Annotated in this window: 18 protein-coding genes; all 18 read left to right on the forward strand. The window is 55.1% G+C overall.

All coding sequences use genetic code 11. The features are described 5' to 3' along the window. The first annotated feature begins 44 nt into the window (after nucleotides 1-44). The 18 genes from NBH13_RS00660 (at nucleotide 45) to NBH13_RS00745 (ending at nucleotide 17,771) form a co-directional block, all read left to right on the forward strand. Nucleotides 45-1,031 carry a phosphatidate cytidylyltransferase gene (locus NBH13_RS00660; protein WP_099571885.1) on the forward strand — a complete coding sequence of 329 codons (987 nt, stop codon included), beginning with the start codon at nucleotides 45-47 and terminating at the stop codon, nucleotides 1,029-1,031. A 40-nt stretch (nucleotides 1,032-1,071) separates the two neighbouring features. Next, a complete protein-coding gene (gene rlmN, locus NBH13_RS00665; RefSeq protein ID WP_099571917.1) occupies nucleotides 1,072-2,232 on the forward strand; it encodes a dual-specificity RNA methyltransferase RlmN in 1,161 nt (386 codons plus the stop codon). A 116-nt stretch (nucleotides 2,233-2,348) separates the two neighbouring features. After that, nucleotides 2,349-3,119 (forward strand): imidazole glycerol phosphate synthase subunit HisF, encoded by a 771-nt coding sequence (hisF, locus tag NBH13_RS00670; protein WP_144171060.1) that lies wholly within the window; start codon nucleotides 2,349-2,351, stop codon nucleotides 3,117-3,119. Nucleotides 3,120-3,185: 66 nt separating this feature from the next. Continuing rightward, the gene (hisI, locus tag NBH13_RS00675; protein ID WP_003834725.1) at nucleotides 3,186-3,593 is read left to right on the forward strand and encodes a phosphoribosyl-AMP cyclohydrolase; all 408 of its coding nucleotides are present in this window, start codon (nucleotides 3,186-3,188) and stop codon (nucleotides 3,591-3,593) included. Next, complete coding sequence (gene trpE / locus NBH13_RS00680) at nucleotides 3,590-5,146, forward strand: anthranilate synthase component I (protein ID WP_099571883.1); 1,557 nt, start codon at nucleotides 3,590-3,592, stop codon at nucleotides 5,144-5,146. Before hisI ends, trpE begins: the two co-directional genes overlap by 4 nt. A 49-nt stretch (nucleotides 5,147-5,195) precedes the next feature. Continuing rightward, entirely contained in the window at nucleotides 5,196-7,289 is a 2,094-nt protein-coding gene (locus NBH13_RS00685) for a bifunctional indole-3-glycerol phosphate synthase/tryptophan synthase subunit beta (protein WP_099571882.1), read from the forward strand. A gap of 18 nt (nucleotides 7,290-7,307) precedes the next feature. Next, the gene (trpA, locus tag NBH13_RS00690) at nucleotides 7,308-8,189 is read left to right on the forward strand and encodes a tryptophan synthase subunit alpha (RefSeq protein ID WP_144165545.1); all 882 of its coding nucleotides are present in this window, start codon (nucleotides 7,308-7,310) and stop codon (nucleotides 8,187-8,189) included. A 67-nt stretch (nucleotides 8,190-8,256) separates the two neighbouring features. Then, complete coding sequence (lgt, locus tag NBH13_RS00695; protein ID WP_099571880.1) at nucleotides 8,257-9,270, forward strand: prolipoprotein diacylglyceryl transferase; 1,014 nt, start codon at nucleotides 8,257-8,259, stop codon at nucleotides 9,268-9,270. A gap of 34 nt (nucleotides 9,271-9,304) precedes the next feature. Continuing rightward, nucleotides 9,305-9,970, forward strand: a complete 666-nt coding sequence (gene rpe, locus NBH13_RS00700; protein ID WP_033501068.1) for a ribulose-phosphate 3-epimerase — start codon at nucleotides 9,305-9,307, stop codon at nucleotides 9,968-9,970. A gap of 34 nt (nucleotides 9,971-10,004) precedes the next feature. After that, nucleotides 10,005-10,268: a phosphoribosyl-ATP diphosphatase gene (locus NBH13_RS00705; RefSeq protein WP_003834733.1), complete on the forward strand. Its 264-nt coding sequence runs from the start codon at nucleotides 10,005-10,007 to the stop codon at nucleotides 10,266-10,268. Between the two features lie 46 nt (nucleotides 10,269-10,314). Continuing rightward, nucleotides 10,315-11,166 carry an ATP phosphoribosyltransferase gene (gene hisG / locus NBH13_RS00710; protein ID WP_099571879.1) on the forward strand — a complete coding sequence of 284 codons (852 nt, stop codon included), beginning with the start codon at nucleotides 10,315-10,317 and terminating at the stop codon, nucleotides 11,164-11,166. 13 nt (nucleotides 11,167-11,179) lie between these two features. Beyond that, nucleotides 11,180-11,782: a CDP-alcohol phosphatidyltransferase family protein gene (locus tag NBH13_RS00715; protein WP_099571878.1), complete on the forward strand. Its 603-nt coding sequence runs from the start codon at nucleotides 11,180-11,182 to the stop codon at nucleotides 11,780-11,782. A gap of 5 nt (nucleotides 11,783-11,787) precedes the next feature. Further along, on the forward strand, nucleotides 11,788-12,759 hold the full coding sequence (locus NBH13_RS00720) for a DUF881 domain-containing protein (protein WP_250778522.1): 972 nt from the start codon (nucleotides 11,788-11,790) through the stop codon (nucleotides 12,757-12,759). Then, nucleotides 12,759-13,091 carry a small basic family protein gene (locus NBH13_RS00725; RefSeq protein WP_099571876.1) on the forward strand — a complete coding sequence of 111 codons (333 nt, stop codon included), beginning with the start codon at nucleotides 12,759-12,761 and terminating at the stop codon, nucleotides 13,089-13,091. Before NBH13_RS00720 ends, NBH13_RS00725 begins: the two co-directional genes overlap by 1 nt. A gap of 6 nt (nucleotides 13,092-13,097) precedes the next feature. Next, nucleotides 13,098-13,925: a DUF881 domain-containing protein gene (locus NBH13_RS00730; protein ID WP_099571875.1), complete on the forward strand. Its 828-nt coding sequence runs from the start codon at nucleotides 13,098-13,100 to the stop codon at nucleotides 13,923-13,925. A 170-nt stretch (nucleotides 13,926-14,095) separates the two neighbouring features. After that, nucleotides 14,096-16,129 (forward strand): threonine--tRNA ligase, encoded by a 2,034-nt coding sequence (gene thrS / locus NBH13_RS00735; RefSeq protein WP_250778524.1) that lies wholly within the window; start codon nucleotides 14,096-14,098, stop codon nucleotides 16,127-16,129. A gap of 109 nt (nucleotides 16,130-16,238) precedes the next feature. Beyond that, complete coding sequence (gene pgsA, locus NBH13_RS00740) at nucleotides 16,239-16,901, forward strand: phosphatidylinositol phosphate synthase (RefSeq protein ID WP_099595631.1); 663 nt, start codon at nucleotides 16,239-16,241, stop codon at nucleotides 16,899-16,901. 114 nt (nucleotides 16,902-17,015) lie between these two features. Continuing rightward, nucleotides 17,016-17,771 carry a YebC/PmpR family DNA-binding transcriptional regulator gene (locus tag NBH13_RS00745; protein WP_033501075.1) on the forward strand — a complete coding sequence of 252 codons (756 nt, stop codon included), beginning with the start codon at nucleotides 17,016-17,018 and terminating at the stop codon, nucleotides 17,769-17,771. The last annotated feature ends 2 nt before the right edge of the window (nucleotides 17,772-17,773 follow it).

Raw genomic sequence — 17,773 nt, forward strand, 5'->3', positions numbered from 1 at the left:
CACTCCTGAAAAAGAATCGACGCACAGCTAGACAGGGGAGCATGATGGAACATCAGGAACAGCACGAAAAGGAAGCCGAAGAGGCCATCAACGCCATCAACAAGAAGACGGGCCGTAACATGCCTCAGGCCATCGCCACGGGAGCGGTCCTCGTCATCCTCATTTTGGCATGCCTGCTGATCAGCATCGACTTGTTCGTCTATCTGGTCGTGCTTTTCATGATGCTTGCCCTGTGGGAGCTGCGCGTCGATTTCGCCACTGTGGGATTGCACATTCCTGTGGCGGTGCTGTGGGTGTGTTCGGCGGCGACGCTGCTGTCCACCTATTACAGCGAACGTCATATCGTCGCCATGACGGTATGTGTACTGGCGTCTCTAGTGATTGTCGCGATCGCAGCCAGCGCCAAGGTGACGTTCGGCAGCCGCATCTCACTGGCGGTTGCCGACAAACTTTCCCATACCGATGCCGGCGCAAGACTCGAATCGTCGTTCAACCATGAGCAGGGAGAGGTAACCCATAGCCGTTTGAGCCATGTTGCGGTTTCCATGTTCACCGTGTTGTATATTCCTCTTCTGGCGTCTTGCGTCATCATGCCACTGACATTCAATGGGCATCCCGTTGCTCACGCCATCATGATGGTGTTCATGCCCGCATTGAGCGATACTGGCGGCCTGTTTGCTGGAGCATGGCTGGGCAAGCACAAGCTGAGCCCGCGTATTTCGCCGAAGAAATCGTGGGAAGGACTTGCCGGGTCCATCCTGTTCTCCATGGTTGGCTCCTTCGTAGTGATGTTCTGCACATACGAGCCAGACGTGTGGGCTTCTCGTTGGTGGGTTCCCGTCGTGGCAGGTTTCATGATCGGCATTGCCGGAACGTTTGGTGACTTGTGTGCATCCATGCTGAAGCGAGATATCGGTATCAAGGATATGGGCCATCTGCTCAAGGGGCATGGCGGCGTGATGGATCGAGTGGATTCCATTCTGTTGTGCGCACCATTCGTGTGCGTGCTGCTGTGGGCGACTGGAATGTAGGAAGGGTCAAAGAAAAGTAATGAGCGACTCTGCGAACTCCATGAAGGATCTGCCAGAGACCGGCATCACCCCAGGAGGCACCACTGGTGCTTTCCGAGACGTGTTATCCAAAGATCATGCGCGTCGAGGCAAGCCGCCGATGCATTTTGCGGATATGACCGAGGAAGAGCGTATCGCTAAAGCCAAGGATCTTGGACTTCCGAAATTCAGGGTCAAGCAGCTTGCCAATCATTATTACGGGCATTTCGATGTCAACGCGGAGGAATTCTCCGACTTCCCAGCAACGAAACGAGTCGAGGCCGCGAAGGTGTTTTTCCCGACGCTCATTACCGAAGTGACTCGTCAAGTGGCTGATGAGGGCACCACTATCAAAACGTTGTGGCGCCTGTTCGACGGTTCGCTTATTGAGTCCGTGCTCATGCGCTATCCCACACGCACCACGTTGTGCATCTCCAGTCAGGTCGGTTGCGGCATGGGATGCCCCTTCTGCGCTACGGGCCAATTGGGTCTGACTCGAAACATGTCGGCAGGCGAGATTGTGGAACAGGTCCGTGTGGCCGCGAAAGCCATGCGTGACGGAGAAGTTGCGGGTGGGCCCGGACGCCTGAGCAACATTGTATTCATGGGCATGGGAGAGCCCATGGGCAACTATAAGTCGGTATTGAGCGCTGTTCGTCAGATCAGTTCCATGCCGCCCGAGGGTTTCGGTATTTCGGCACGTAACATTACCGTCTCCACGGTCGGCGTGGTACCTGGTATTAAAAAACTTACGGCTGAGGGTATTCCGGTGCGTCTGGCCGTGTCTTTGCACGCTCCGAGCGATGAACTGCGAGATGAGCTTGTTCCAATGAACAAACGTTTCAACACCACGCAGGTGCTTGACGCCGCACACGACTACTATCTGGCTTCGAAGCGCCGCGTGAGCATCGAATATGCTCTGATGCGTGGCATCAACGATCAGGCCGAACATGCCAAGTTGCTCGCTAAACGCCTGAACCATTACGGTGATAATTGGGTTCACGTCAACCCGATTCCGCTTAATCCTATCGAAGGGTCGAAATGGACCGCTTCGAAGCCTGAGGATGAACAACAGTTTCTTGACATTCTTCACAAGGCTGGCATCACCGCTACGTTGAGAGATACGCGCGGGCAGGACATCGATGGCGCATGCGGGCAGCTTGCGGCTAAAGAACGCGATTAGCTGTCAAGGAAAGAAGCTGTTTTGTCCGCTACCCGGACTTCCGACAGACATGCGTAACGTAAAACGGTTACTCTTACATTCGTTGCACGATACCATGCGCGAAGGAGTAAAACAGCATGTCACTGGCAGTCCGAGTCATTCCATGTCTTGATGTTGATGCGGGAAGAGTAGTCAAAGGCGTGCATTTCGAAAATCTTCGCGATGCCGGCGACCCGGTCGAGCTTGCCGCGGAATACTACCGCCAAGGAGCCGACGAGCTGACCTTCCTCGATGTGACCGCGTCAAGTTCGCATCGACAGACCATGGTCGATGTGGTAAGTCGAACCGCCGAACAGATTTTCATTCCTCTGACTGTCGGCGGAGGCGTGCGTGCTCCTGAAGATGTTGATTCACTGCTGCGTTGTGGAGCCGACAAGGTAGGCGTCAATACCGCTGCCATCAACGATCCGACACTGATCAGCCGTGTCGCGGAACGTTTCGGCAACCAGGTGCTCGTATTGTCCGTTGACGCGCGTCGTGAGCAGGGGGAGCGCCATACTCAGTCTGGTTTCGAAGTCACCACCATGGGAGGACGTAAGTCCACGGGCATTGACGCCATTTGGTGGGTCAAGCGTGCCCAGGAGCTGGGAGCGGGAGAGATTCTGCTGAATTCCATGGACGCAGACGGCACTCAGCAGGGTTTCGACCTTGAAATGATTAAAGCTGTGCGCAAGGAAGTGAAGATTCCGATCATTGCTTCCGGCGGTGCTGGAAAGGCTTCTGATTTTCCTCCGGCAATCGAAGCTGGTGCGGATGCCGTTCTTGCCGCGTCGATCTTCCATTACGGCAAAGTTACGATCGGTGAAGTCAAGAACGCGATCAAAGCCGCCGGCTACATCGTGCGTTGAAGGCCGAAAATAGCAAAAACAAGCGAACATTAATCAATAATCGAAGAAACGAACCATACCATCACCATGACCAACGAAGCATACGACAACAGCACTACTCTCGATCCACGAATTGCAGAACGTCTCAAGCGTGACGACAAAGGACTGGTGGCAGCTGTCATCCAGCAGTTCGACACCAAAGAGGTGCTGATGGTCGGATATATGAACGATGAAGCCGTACGCCGCACCTTGACAACCGGCCGCGTTACTTTCTGGTCGAGGTCCAGGCAGGAGTACTGGCGTAAGGGAGATACTTCCGGACATGCCCAATATGTGAAGTCTTTCGCGCTGGATTGCGATGGTGATGCCATTCTTATTGAAGTTGACCAAGTAGGAGCGGCTTGCCATACCGGCAAACGATCCTGCTTCGAGGAAGGCGGGCAGTTGCCCGTGGTCGTGGGATATCGCACCAAGGAACAGGAGGGCCAGCGATGAGCGAATGCAGCGTACAAGCACTCAAGTGGGGCGCCACCTGGCCGAGACGTGAACAGTTCCACGAGTTGGCGGACCAGGGATATCGCGTCATTCCGATTGTACGTCGCCTTCTTGCTGACTCCTTGACGCCAGTCGGCTTCTATGAGCGACTTGCTGCTGGACGTTCTGGCACGTTTATTCTCGAATCCGCGGAATTCGGCGGTACGTGGAGCAGATACAGTTTCATTGGCGTGAATTCCATGGCTCAGTTGCGTTCCAACAACGGTAAGGCCGATTGGTTGGGGCGGGTTCCTGCTGGCGTGCCTGCTGAAGGCGATGCAATGGAAGTCGCGCATGCCGCGCTGAAAACCTTGAAGGCGCCGCATGTTGAAGGACTTCCGAATCTGACCAGCGGTCTGGTTGGTACCGTTGGCTGGGATGCGATTCGCCACTGGGAGCCGACCCTGCGTGCCGAGGCTCCGAACGAGACCGGGCAGCCTGAAATGGTGTTGGCCCTAGCCACAGATATTGCCGTGGTCGACCATGTGTCCGGATCGGTGTGGTTGATCGCCAACGCGGTGAATGTGGACGACCGCCCGACCCGTGCCGACGCCGCATATGATGAGGCTGTGTCGCGATTGGACGATATGCAGCGAAAGGTTGCCACGCCTGTCGAAGGTGAAGCTCGCGTCAACGTGCTGGATGAGACCGTTAGCCAGCCGGAACTTCGCTTCCGCACGGAGAAAAGCGATTACGAGCGCTCTATCGAAATCGCCAAGCAGCATATTATCGACGGTGACGTGTTCCAGGTGGTTATTTCCCAGCGTCTCGACATTGATTCGCCTGCCGATCCGTTCGACGTCTACCGTGTGTTGCGTACGTTGAACCCCAGTCCTTACATGTATTTCATGTCGCTGACTGACGCGCAGGGACGTGATTTCAATGTCATCGGTTCCAGCCCGGAAACACTGATCAAAGTGGATAACGGTCATGCCATGACCTTCCCGATCGCGGGTTCCAGACCACGTGGCGCCACCGTTGAGGAAGACGAGCAGCTCGCCAAGGATCTGCTGTCTGATCCGAAGGAACGCAGCGAACACATCATGCTCGTCGATCTGTCGCGTAACGATCTGAGTCGCGTATGCCTTCCGGAAAGCGTGGAGGTTGTTTCCTTGATGGATGTCAAGCGATTCAGCCACATCATGCATATCTGCTCGACCGTCACCGGCAGGGTCAACCCCGACATGACATCATTCGACGTGTTCACCTCTGCATTTCCTGCGGGAACGCTTTCTGGAGCGCCGAAACCGCGTGCCATCGAGATCATCGACGAGCTTGAGCCCGCAGATCGTGGCATTTACGGCGGTACTGTCGGTTATTTCGATTTTTCGGGCAACCTCGATATGGCAATTGCCATTCGAACTGCATTCATCCGCGACCATGAAGCGAGCGTGCAGGCCGGAGCTGGAATCGTACTTGATTCCGTGCCGGCCAGTGAGTGGCAGGAGACTCGCAATAAGGCCGAAGCCAGCGTTGAGGCTGTTCAGATCGCCTCGCAGCTTCGCCAATTGTGAGTCAAACCAAACAAGCTAACTAATCGAGTCAATTGCTGAAAGGAACGCTATGTCTGTACTCGATGAGCTGGTTACAGGAGCAGTTGAAGATCAACAAGCACGCGAACAGAAAATCCCTCTTGATGAAGTAAAGCGTCAGGCGTTTGCCGCGCCAGCGCCTATTGATGCGCGGCAATGGCTGAAAAAGACCGACGGCATTCCGGTCATCGCGGAAATCAAAAGAGCCTCGCCATCGAAAGGCCACCTGAGCGATATTCCCGATCCAGCCGCTTTGGCCAGAGAATACGAGAAGGGCGGAGCCAGCGCGATTTCCGTGCTTACCGAGGGACGTCGCTTTTTGGGATCGCTAGATGATTTCGATAAAGTTCGTGCAGCTGTGAAAATCCCGGTATTGCGTAAGGATTTCATCGTCACGGAATATCAGATTTGGGAAGCGCGTGCGCACGGTGCCGATCTGGTGCTATTGATCGTCGCCGCGTTGGACGACGGCAAGCTCAAGTCCTTGCTTGAGCTTGCACATAGTCTCAATATGACGGTGCTGGTCGAAACGCATACCCGTGAGGAAATCCAGCGTGCCATTGATGCGGGAGCGCGAGTCATCGGCATCAACGCGCGGAATCTCAAGGACCTCAAGGTCGATGTGAACAAATACAACGAGCTGGCCGCTGATTTGCCGAACGATGTGATCCGTGTAGCGGAATCCGGAGTGTTCGGTTCGGTTGAGCTGGAGGATTATGCCCGCGCCGGAGCCGACGCGGTGCTGGTTGGCGAAGGTGTCGCAACCGCAGCCAACCATGAGCAGGCTGTGGAGCGACTGGTAAAGGCAGGAGCAAGAGTGAAAGCATCCGAACAAACCCCATTGGCAAGCCACGAAGGACCATATTTCGGCCAATTCGGCGGACGTTACGTGCCGGAAGCGCTGATCACGGCGCTTGACGAGCTTGAACGCGTCTATGAGGAAGCCAAGGCCGATCCGGAGTTCCATAAGGAGCTGGCACGACTGAACCAGCAGTATGTTGGACGTCCATCACCGTTGACTGACGCTCCGCGTTTCGCCGAGCGTCTCAAAGAAAAAACCGGTCTCGACGCGCGTGTGTTCCTCAAGCGTGAGGATCTCAACCATACCGGCGCGCACAAGATCAACAATGCGCTTGGGCAGGCTCTGCTGGTCAAGCGCATGGGGAAGACCCGTGTCATCGCTGAAACCGGCGCGGGACAGCATGGCGTGGCCACCGCTACGGTGTGCGCCATGCTCGGCTTGAAATGCCGCATCTACATGGGTCAGATCGATGCGCGTCGTCAGGCGCTTAATGTCGCTCGCATGCGCATGCTCGGTGCCGAGGTGGTGGAAGTCACTTTGGGAGATCGCATTCTCAAGGACGCCATCAATGAGGCTTTGCGAGACTGGGTCACCAACGTCAAAGACACGCACTACCTGCTTGGCACGGTCGCAGGTCCACATCCGTTCCCGGCAATGGTGCGCGACTTCCAGAAGATCATCGGCGAGGAAGCCAAGCAGCAGCTTCAGGATTGGTACGGCATCGACCATCCGGATGCGGTTTGCGCATGCGTCGGCGGCGGTTCCAACGCCATCGGCATCATGAACGCTTTCCTTGATGACGAACGCGTGAATCTGTACGGCTACGAGGCGGGCGGCAATGGCCCCGAATCCGGGCGTCATGCCATTCGTTTCGCTCCGGGAACCGGCGAACTGGGCATGTTCCAAGGTGCCAAGAGCTATCTTCTCGAGAATTCCGAAGGCCAGACCCTCGACACGTATTCCATCTCCGCCGGTTTGGATTACGCATCCGTCGGCCCGGAACACGCATGGCTCAAAGAAATCGGACGCGTCAACTATTCCTGGGCAACCGATGAGGAAGCGATGAGCGCTTTCAAGGATCTTTGCGAAACCGAAGGCATCATTCCGGCGATTGAAAGCTCTCATGCAGTTGCTGGCGCCTACAAGGCAGCTGAGGATCTCAAGGCCAAGGGATACGAGCACCCAGTCATGATCATCAACATTTCCGGTCGTGGAGATAAGGACATGAACACCGCTGGCAAATGGTTCGGTTATTTGACCGATGAACAGGCCAAGGCGCTCGAAGCCAACGGCGCCCAAGGCAACAACGCGGACAGCGAGTGAAAGAAGGAGCATCCCATTATGACGCACGCAACAGCAACCACGCTGTCCGGACAGCCGCTCGGCATCAGCCACAAGCCGAGTCCGTCGGAAGCCATGTTCGATGAGTTCGAAGCTGCGAACAAGCCCGCATTCATCGGCTATCTGCCATATGGATTCCCGAATCCGGACTATTCGCTGAAGGCATTCCGCACCATGGTCGAGCATGGCGTCGATGCCGTTGAAATCGGCCTGCCGTATTCCGATCCGGTCATGGATGGTCCTGTCATCCAGGCTGCTTCACAAATCGCCATCGACAATGGAGAGAAAATCGCGGACGTGTTCAGGGCCGTTGAGACCGTGGCCAATGCCGGGGGAGTTCCGTTGGTGATGAGCTACTGGAATCTCATCTACCATTATGGCGTCGAACGTTTCGCGCGTGATTTCGAGAACGCCGGTGGCGCTGGCCTGATTACCCCCGACCTCATTCCGGATGAGGCTGGCGAATGGATCGAAGCTTCAGACCGTCACGGACTTGACCGAATCTTCCTCGTGTCGCCGGATTCCACAGACAGTCGTTTGAAGGTCGTTTCCGACAATGCTTGCGGTTTCGTCTATGCAGCCGCCCGTATGGGCGTCACCGGTGAACGTTCCACCATTGACGCTTCGCCTGAGGAGTTGGTGGCACGCACGCGCAATGCCGGTGCGAAGAACGTCTGCGTCGGCATTGGCGTCTCCACCGCCGAACAAGGTGCGCGAGTCGGCTCCTATGCCGACGGTGTCATCGTCGGATCCGCGTTGGTGCATACCATGCTCGACGAATCCGGAAAGAACGCCGTCGACGAGGCCACCGGACTCAAGGCATTGGCGGCCAAGGCCGAAGAACTTGCGGACGGCATTCACAACGCACGCTCCGCGAAGTAAACCATTCCAACGATTTCGGTAGTCCACGCAACGCCATATCGGATGCGTGGACTACCATCAGGAAACCATGACACTTGCATACATTCCATCGCCAACGATTTCACAGTTTTCCATCGGCCCTGTAACGATTCACATCTATGCGTTATGCATTCTGTTGGGAATTGTGCTGGCGGTATGGATAACCGCCACACGATGGAAGAAGTTGGGCGGTAATTTCGATCAGGTTCTTGACATCACTTTGGTCAGTGTCCCCGCCGGTATCGTGGGTGCCCGAATCTATCACATCATCACCACGCCCGAACGTTTCTTCGGGCCGAATGGCGATTGGGTGGAGATGTTCCGCATCTGGAATGGCGGACTTGGCATCTGGGGCGGAGTGCTGCTTGGAGCGTTGGCCGCATGGGCTTGGTGCAGACACAAGCATTATCCAATGGCCTTGCTGGCCGACGCCATCGCCCCGGGATTGTTGGTAGCACAGGCTGTTGGGCGTTTGGGCAACTGGTTCAATCAGGAGCTGTATGGCGCGCCGACGACTTTCCCATGGGGCCTGAAGCTCAATATGGAAGGCACTGCTATCGGGCACAGCGAGCAATGCTACGACGGGTCTACATGCCCAAGCGGAACACTGTTCCATCCAACCTTCCTGTATGAGATGATTTGGAATCTCATCGGAGCCGCAATCATCGTGTACATCGGATCCAAGGCCATGAAAAAGCTTAAAGCCGGATCCCTATTTACCGTGTACATCATGTGGTACACGTTGGGACGTACTTGGATCGAATCCCTGCGCATCGATTATGCGCATGAGTTCTTGGGCGTGCGCATCAACGTGTGGGTTTCCATGGCGGTGTTCGTGCTTGGCGTGGTGGCGTTCATCGTCGTGCAGCAGATGGGCAAGGACACTGACCTGTTGGCGGAGAAGCTTCGTACCGTCACTGAAATCGAGCAACGTCTCGAAAACAGTGGGGCGGAAGAATCCGCCGATCATGCAGCGACTCTTTCAGAGCAAACTGCGGATGAAATCGAAACCAACGATACCGAAACCGTCTCGAATACCGACAAACAGTCCGACATCAAGTAACAGCAAGTCGATTACCTTTCATAGAATGAGAGCCATGACTATTCAAATCGCACCAAGCATCCTGTCCGCCGATTTCTGCAACCTTGAGCGTGACCTCAAGGCCATTTCCAATGCGGATCTCGTTCACGTCGACGTGATGGATCATCATTTCGTCCCGAATCTGACTTTGGGCGAGCCGATCGTGGCTCGTATCTGCGAAGTCACCGATCTTCCGGTTGACGTGCATCTGATGATTGAGGATCCGGATCGTTGGGCACCTGAGTACGCCAAGCTGGGCGCCGCATCCGTGAGCTTCCATATGGGTGCCACCCATGCTCCGGTGCGTCTGGCACGCCAGTTGCGCGAAATGGGTTGCAAAGCCTGCTTCGCGGTACGTCCGGCTGAACCTGTCGAGCCGATTTTCGATATTCTCGACGAATTCGACATGATTTTGATCATGACCGTCGAACCCGGCTTCGGTGGCCAGAAGTTCCTCGACAACCAGATGTCCAAGGTGCGTCGCTTGCGTGACGAAATTACCCGCCGTGGTCTTGCCACCAAGATTCAGGTCGATGGCGGTGTCAGTCCGAAGACTGCCCATATCGTAGCTGAAGCGGGTGCTGATGTGTTGGTCGCGGGTTCCGCTGTGTACGGCGCTGAGAATCCTGCGGAAGCCATTGATTCCATTCGCGAGAAGGCTGAAGCCGCATTCAAGGCCTGACCTTCCATCAATTTTTTGAGGATAGACAAGAACAATGAAGACTTTTGAATCCCTTTTTGCCGAATTAAGCGAGAAGGCCGCTTCCAAGCAGGCCGGCTCGCTAACCGTTGACGAACTGGGCAAGGGCACGCATTTCATCGGCAAGAAGATCGTCGAAGAAGCGGGCGAGACCTGGATCGCAGCTGAATACGAAGGCGCCGATCGTACCGCGGAGGAGATGAGCCAGCTCATCTACCACCTGCAGGTCATGATGATCGACCGTGGCATCACACTCGAAGACATCTACAAGAATCTGTGAGTTTTTGGCCATGCCGCAGAAGGCATGGCCTTTTTTGGGAGGAAAAATGCTGAGAATCGCCGTGCCTAACAAGGGCATGTTGTCTGAACCTGCATGGAACATGCTGGCCGAAGCTGGCTATCGTCTGAGGAGCAATCCACGTCAGCTGGTCGTAGAGGATTCCGACAATGACGTGGAGTTGTTCTATCTGCGTCCACTCGATATCGCCGTCTACGTTGGACGCGGTACCATCGACGTCGGCGTCACCGGCCATGATCTGTTGCTCAACTCCGGAACGGACGCCAAAGAGCACATGGAACTTGGCTTCGGCGCATCGACATTCCGTTTCGCGGCCCCGAATGATTCCCCTATCAGCACGCTTGAAGACATCGAAGGCAAGCGTGTCGCCACCAGTTTTGACAAGCTTGTGCATGATTATCTGGTCGAGCATGGCATCAACGCCGAAACCGTGCATCTTGACGGTGCCGTCGAATCGTCGGTGCAGCTTGGAGTGGCGGATTTGATCGCCGACGTTGTGTCCACGGGCACCACGCTCCGCAATGCCGGCTTGCGTATTTTCGCGGAGCCGTTGCTGCATTCCGAAGCCGTGCTCATTCGCTCTCCGCGTCTCGCTGAGAACGACGACCGCCTGACGATTCTCAGCCGCCGACTGCAGGGTGTGATTACCGCCCAACGCTACGTGCTCATGGATTACGACATTCCAGTCGAGAAGGTTTCCGCCGCTGTGGCCATCACGCCGGGCTTTGAGAGCCCGACCGTTTCCCCACTGCATGACAAACAGTGGGCGGCCGTGCGCGTTGTCGTGCCAAAGGCCAAGGTCAACCAACTGATGGACCAATTGTATGAAGTTGGTGCCCGTGGCATAATTGTCACCGCCTTGCAGGCCTCGAGAATGTAATGTTGCTCGAAGTATGAGCAAACTGATTATCAAAAAGCAATACAGTCCGGAACCGCGGGATATTTATTTCACGGTTCCGAACCTTATTAGCCTGTTGCGAATCATTTCGATTCCTTTCATCTCGGTATTGGTCTCTCGCCATGAGATGGTGCTTGCGTTGGTCGTGCTTGCGCTTTCGGCGGTATCTGACGGTTTGGATGGTCTTATTGCAAGGTCGTTCAATCAAGTGAGCAAGATCGGGCAGATTCTCGACCCCATTGCCGATCGTCTGCTGATTTTCTGTAGCATCCTCGCGTTGGGCGTCGCCGACATCATTCCATGGTGGATGCTGATCATCGTTGGATTGCGCGATTTGATTATGGCGATTCTCGTGTTGGTATTAGCTCAGCATGATTATGGTCCGTTGCCCGTGCATTTTGTGGGCAAAGCAGGCACTGCCATGCTGATGATTGCTATTGTCGCTTTGATCTTTGCGGATATCTGGTCTAATTCCGCTACGGATACATTGCATTTATGCGGTCTTGCCACCGGCATATGGGGCGTAGGATTGTACTGGCTTGCCGGCTATATTTACATACGCCAGGGAATCCAGCTGCTGGAAAACGATAAGGATTAGCGCACATGATGCATGATGCTCCGGAACGTGCGTCGTTTCCGGTGTCTCCGGAGAATACGCCCACGAAGCGGCGCGCCGTTTTTTCGGCGTCTTTCGCTGGGCTGACCTCACATCATGTGCAGCCCGACACTGTTGCATCCACTTCACGAAGAGGGCGGAATCTGGACGATGATTCGCTGCGGCTCATCGACGACCTGACCAACCGTCCGATGGATGTGATGTATACGGATTCGAGACTGGCCACCAAAACACCGTCGATGTTTTCGGTCTGGTTTACCCGTGTGTTGGTGTTTCTCATCTGCATTGCCGTGGGCACGGCAGGCAGCGTATTCGTTCGTCAGTTGAGCACCGACCCCCGTAAGGAGGTGCGTAAGCAACTGTCAAGCCAGTTGGCTGAGCAAACAAAAAACGTCGAAACTCTCACCAAAGACGTCAATGCGCTGCGTGCCCAAGTTGAAGAAGAATCGAAATCCGTGTCGAACTGGTCATTGAACCAGACCATACAGGATGACGAAATGGTCAATGGCATACTTCCCGTGCAAGGCGAAGGCATCACGCTCACCATCGCCAATCCGCTGTCCGTGAGCGGTGACAACGCGGATTCGTCGCTGCCAAGAGAAAACGGCAGTCAGGTTCGCGTCGTCACAGATTCGGATCTGCAGGTGCTCGTCTCGCTACTCTGGCAGGCCGGAGCGGAAGCGATCGCCATCAACGGATACCGTCTCGGCGTGCAGACTTCCATACGAACGGCTGGAACGACGATTCTCATCGGAGTCAATTCCGTGCAAAGTCCGTATCGCATCGAGGCAATCGGCAATTCCAACGTTCTTGCCGATACGGTGAGCAAGAAAACACAACAACGTTTGTACGATGATTTCAAAGAAGCGGGCATCTATCCGCAAGTGAGCAAAAACAAATCGATTACACTGGAAGCGGCGGTGACTGGCGAAGTGACATATGCAAGGAAGGTCAAGTAATGGCAGCGGTCTTGGGACTTATCATTGGCGTGGTCATTGGCGTGTTCGTCCGACCGGACATTCCCATTGCCCTTCAGCCGTATCTGCCGATTATGGTTCTGGCCGCGCTCGATGCGCTGCTTGGTGCCGCACGAGCCTATTTCCAGCGCAGCTTTTCCGATAAGGTCTTTGTGATCTCCTTCTTTTCGAACGTCATCACCGCAACATTGCTGGTTTTCTTGGGAAACCAGCTTGGCGTTGGTTCCCAGTTGCAGACCGCCGTCATTGTCGTGCTCGGCATTCGAATCTTCACCAATGTGTCGACCATCCGACGTTTCATCTTCAAAGGATGACGTGATATGAGCAGACGTGACGATGACAACAAGGACGTGCTCTCCAAAATTCACGAGCAGATCGTTAAGGACCAGAACAACGACAGCACCCAGACCGGATCATTCCCAGTGGTCAGGCGCAAGCCGAAGCGGATTTCGCTGAACGCGAAGGCCACTCGTGCCCGTCTGTACTCCAGCGTGCTTGTAACCATACTTTGCGCGTTGCTCGGCTTTAGCTATGCCATTCAGTTGAACAACACAACGTCCACATATGAGACGATGAGCGAGGACGAACTAACCAAACTCATCAGTGAAACCAGCGCGCAGGTCCAAAAGCTTGAGCAACGCAAAAGTGAGCTGTCCAGTCAGCTTGACTCGCTGAAAGACACAGCCGACAAGAACGAAAAGGCGGCGGAAATCGCCAAACAGAATGCCGAATCGAATGGAATTCTTTCCGGACGTCTGCCGGTATCTGGAGAAGGCGTGGTCATCCGTATTTCCAAAGGATCAAAGCAGGATATTGATGCGTCGATTCTGTTCACGTTACTTGAAGAATTGCGAAATAGCGGTGCGGAGGTCATTGAAATCAACGATATTCGTGTGATTACCAGTACGTATATCAGCGATTCCGCAGACGGTCTCAACTGCGATGATACGAATATTGAGGCGCCATTCATCATCAAGGCGATAGGGGATAGCAACAATCTGCAGAACGCCGTCAATCTTGCGGGCGGTGTCGGTTCACGTTTGAAGGTGAAGTATGGCTCCACCGTGTCGATTGTGCCTTCCGACAAGGTGGAAATCACGTCGACGCGAAGCGCGCCGCAGTACACTTATGCGCATGTCGTCGAATAACGCCTTAAGTAGCGTTTTCTTTTGGCCGATCCTAAAAATAGTTGCGTTGTAGCGTGCCGTTCACCTTTTCAGCGTGCCGATGTCTGCCCTCAACCCTATCTTGTTCATCGTTGACATACAGTCCAGGCCTGCACATTAGTAACGCGGACCCCGATAGCAAAGGACAACCCATGGCTGAACAGACCATCTCCATCACACTCAACGGCGAAGCGAAGGAGGTGGCAGCAGACCAGACTGGCGTCCAGCTCTTTGCAGAAGACAAGAACATCATCGCGGTGCGCATTAACGGCGAACCTCGCGATCTGTATACCGAACTGCATGACGGCGATGTTGTGGAACCAATCGCGCTTGATAGCGAAGACGGTTTGGCCATTATGCGCCACTCCGCGACCCACGTCATGGCACAGGCCGTGCAGGAGATCCGCCCGGACGCCAAGCTTGGTGTCGGCCCGGTCATCAAAGATGGTTTCTACTACGATTTCGATGTTGAGACTCCGTTCACTCCTGACGATCTCAAAGAGATCGAAAAGCGCATGCAGCGCATCATCAAGTCGTCCCAGTCCTTCCGTCGCCGCGTGGTGACCGAAGAGGAGGCTTTGGCGGAAGAAGCTGATCAGCCGTACAAGCTAGAGCTGATCAAAGATAAGGAAGCCCACCTCGATCCGGAGGCCGCCACTGAAATCAGCGGCAAGGAACTGAGCTTCTACGATAATGTCGACCGTGACGGCAATGTGGTTTGGAAGGACCTGTGCCGCGGCCCGCACCTACCGAACACCCGCTATATCAAGGCGTTCAAGATCGAGCGTTCCGCAGCCGCATATTGGCGTGGCAGCGAAGCCAATCCGATGCTGCAGCGCATTTATGGTGCGGCTTTCGCCACCAAAGAAGATCTCAAGACCTATCAGACTCGTCTTGAGGAGGCCGCCAAGCGCGACCACCGCAAGCTTGGTGCGGAAATGGATCTGTTCTCCTTCCCGGATGAGATCGGTCCGGGCCTGGCTGTGTTCCATCCGAAGGGCGCTGCCGTGATCAACGCGATGGAGGATTACTCCCGCGAAATGCATCGCAAGCACCACTATAGCTTCGTGCAGACTCCGCACATCACCAAGGGCGGTCTGTACGAGACTTCCGGCCACCTGCATTGGTATAAGGATAGCATGTATCCCGCAATGCGTCTGGATGAGGAAAAAGACGAGAACGGCAACGTCGTCAAGCAGGGCTTCGACTACTACCTGAAGCCAATGAACTGCCCGATGCACAACCTGATTTTCAAGTCCCGCCAGCGTTCCTACCGCGAGCTGCCATTGCGCCTGTTCGAATTCGGCACGGTGTATCGCTATGAGAAGTCCGGCGAGGTTCATGGTCTGACCCGCGTGCGTGGCTTGACTCAGGATGATTCCCACATCTACTGCACCCGCGAGCAGATGAAGGACGAGTTGAAGAGCTTGCTGACCTTCGTGCTTGGCCTATTGAAGGACTTCGGTCTGGATGACTTCTATCTGGAGCTGTCTACCAAGGATCCGCACAAGTACGTCGGTTCTGACGAGATCTGGGAGGAAGCCACCAATACGCTGGCCGAAGTCGCCAAGGAATCCGGCCTTGAGCTGGTTGACGATCCGTGCGGCGCAGCCTTCTACGGTCCGAAGATTTCCGTGCAGGCCCGTGATGCCATCGGCCGTACCTGGCAGGTGTCCACCATCCAGCTTGATTTCAACCTTCCGGAACGTTTCGGCTTGGAATACATCGCTGCGGACGGCACCCACCAGCGTCCGGTGATGATCCACCGTGCGCTGTTCGGCTCCATTGAACGCTTCTTCGCCGTGCTTCTTGAGCATTACGCCGGCGCTTTCCCGGCATGGCTCGCTCCGGTTCAGGTGCTTGGTGTGCCGGTTGCCGATGAATTCGCTCCGCACCTGCAGAAGTTCATCGCCAGCCTCGAAGAAGAAACGGTTCGTTGCGAAATCGACATGTCCGACGATCGTTTCGGCAAGAAGATCCGCAACGCGTCCAAGTCCAAGGTTCCGTTCATCCTCATCGTTGGCGAGGAAGACATGAACAACAATGCGGTGAGTTTCCGCTTCCGTGATGGCAGCCAGCTGAACGGCGTGCCGGTCGATGAAGCCAAGACGCAGATCATGACCGTGCTCAAGAAGCGCGTGCAGGTCAACGACGTCGACGACTTCAAGGCCGCCATCGCAGACTGAGCCGATTCGCTTGCATTCAGTCTTATAAGATCATGGATCATATAAGGGCGCACGAGCATCATATTGACGCTTGCGCGCCCTTTTTGTTTTCCGAGAAACAGGAATCCGCATGTTAGAACATCTTCGTGCACCATTCAAAAAACTCATAGAACCGCTTGCCAAAGCGTTGATATCCATTGGTTTGACCGCAAATGCGGTGACGGTCATAGGCACCATCGGAACCATTGTGGTTGCCTTCGTCGCCGGCATCACAGGATGGCTTTTCGCGGGAGCCGTAGTACTTACATTGCTGGTGCTGGCCGATTCCCTGGACGGTTCGATCGCGAAGCTGACCACGGGAGGCACTCAGTTCGGCGCTTTTTTGGATTCCACGTTGGATCGTATCGCCGATTGGGCGTTGCTTGCCGGAGTAATAGTCTTCTTCATCTTGCACGCCGATTGGTGGTATGACATCAGCCAGTCAAGCCCGGATTACATCAGTTGGGTTGGTGTTGGCGCGGCCATGGTGTCGATGATGACGTCGTTTGTGACGTCGTATGCGCGTGCCCGTGCGGAATCTGTTGGTTTCGAGGTGAAGAACGGCATCGCAACACGCGCCGACAGACTGGTCATCATTTTGGTGGGCATGGCGATCACTGGGCTGACGCATCACGGCTTATGGTTGGCCATTGGCATGGTATTGCTTGCGGTTTTGGGTGTGGCCACAGTGTTCCAGCGTATTCTCGAAGCGCGTCGACAGATGACTGCCGGCCATAGGACATATCAGCCATAACTGCCTGCAAACGGCGAATGTTGACGCGCCTGACAACCGTATGTCAGGCGCTTTGTCTTAGAACCGCTTTAGAATCGTTTCGTTTGAAACATCCGCAACCTGCCTAGGAGCATTATGTCAGGTCATTCCAAGTGGGCGACCACCAAGCACAAGAAGGCCGCCATCGACGCGAAGCGTGGCAAGCTGTTCGCCAAGCTGATCAAGAACATCGAGATTGCAGCACGTATGGGTGGTGGTGATCCTGACGGCAACCCGTCCCTGTACGACGCCATCTACAAGGCCAAGAAGGCTTCCATGCCTGCCGATAACATCAAGCGCGCTGTCAAGCGTGGTTCTGGTGAAGAGGCCGGCGGTGCCAACTACGAAGATATCGTCTATGAGGGCTATGCTCCCGCAGGCGTCGGTCTGATCATCGAGTGCCTTACCGACAACCGCAATCGTGCGGCCGCTGAAGTGCGTTCCACCCTGACCAAGGGCAATGGTTCCTTGGCTACCTCCGGTTCCGTGAGCTTCAACTTCGAGCGCAAGGGCCAGATCATCGTTCCTGCCGAAGGCGTTGATTTCGACGATCTGTTCGAAAAGGCCGCTGAAGCTGGTGCCGAGGATGTGACCGAAGATGGCGATGTGTTCACTGTTGTCACCGATCCTTCCGAAATGATCGATGTTCGTAAGGCTCTGCAGGATGCTGGTTTCGATTACGATTCCGCTGATCTGGTCATGATGCCGAAGAACGAGGTTGAATTGACTCTTGAGGATGCTCAGAAGGTGTCCAAGCTCATCGACAACCTCGACGATTTGGACGATGTGCAGAACATCTACTCCAACTGGACCGCTTCCGATGAGGTCATGGCTCAGCTTGACGAGGAGTAATC

The sequence above is a fragment of the Bifidobacterium intestinale genome (assembly GCF_023656765.1).
Taxonomy (GTDB): domain Bacteria; phylum Actinomycetota; class Actinomycetes; order Actinomycetales; family Bifidobacteriaceae; genus Bifidobacterium; species Bifidobacterium hominis.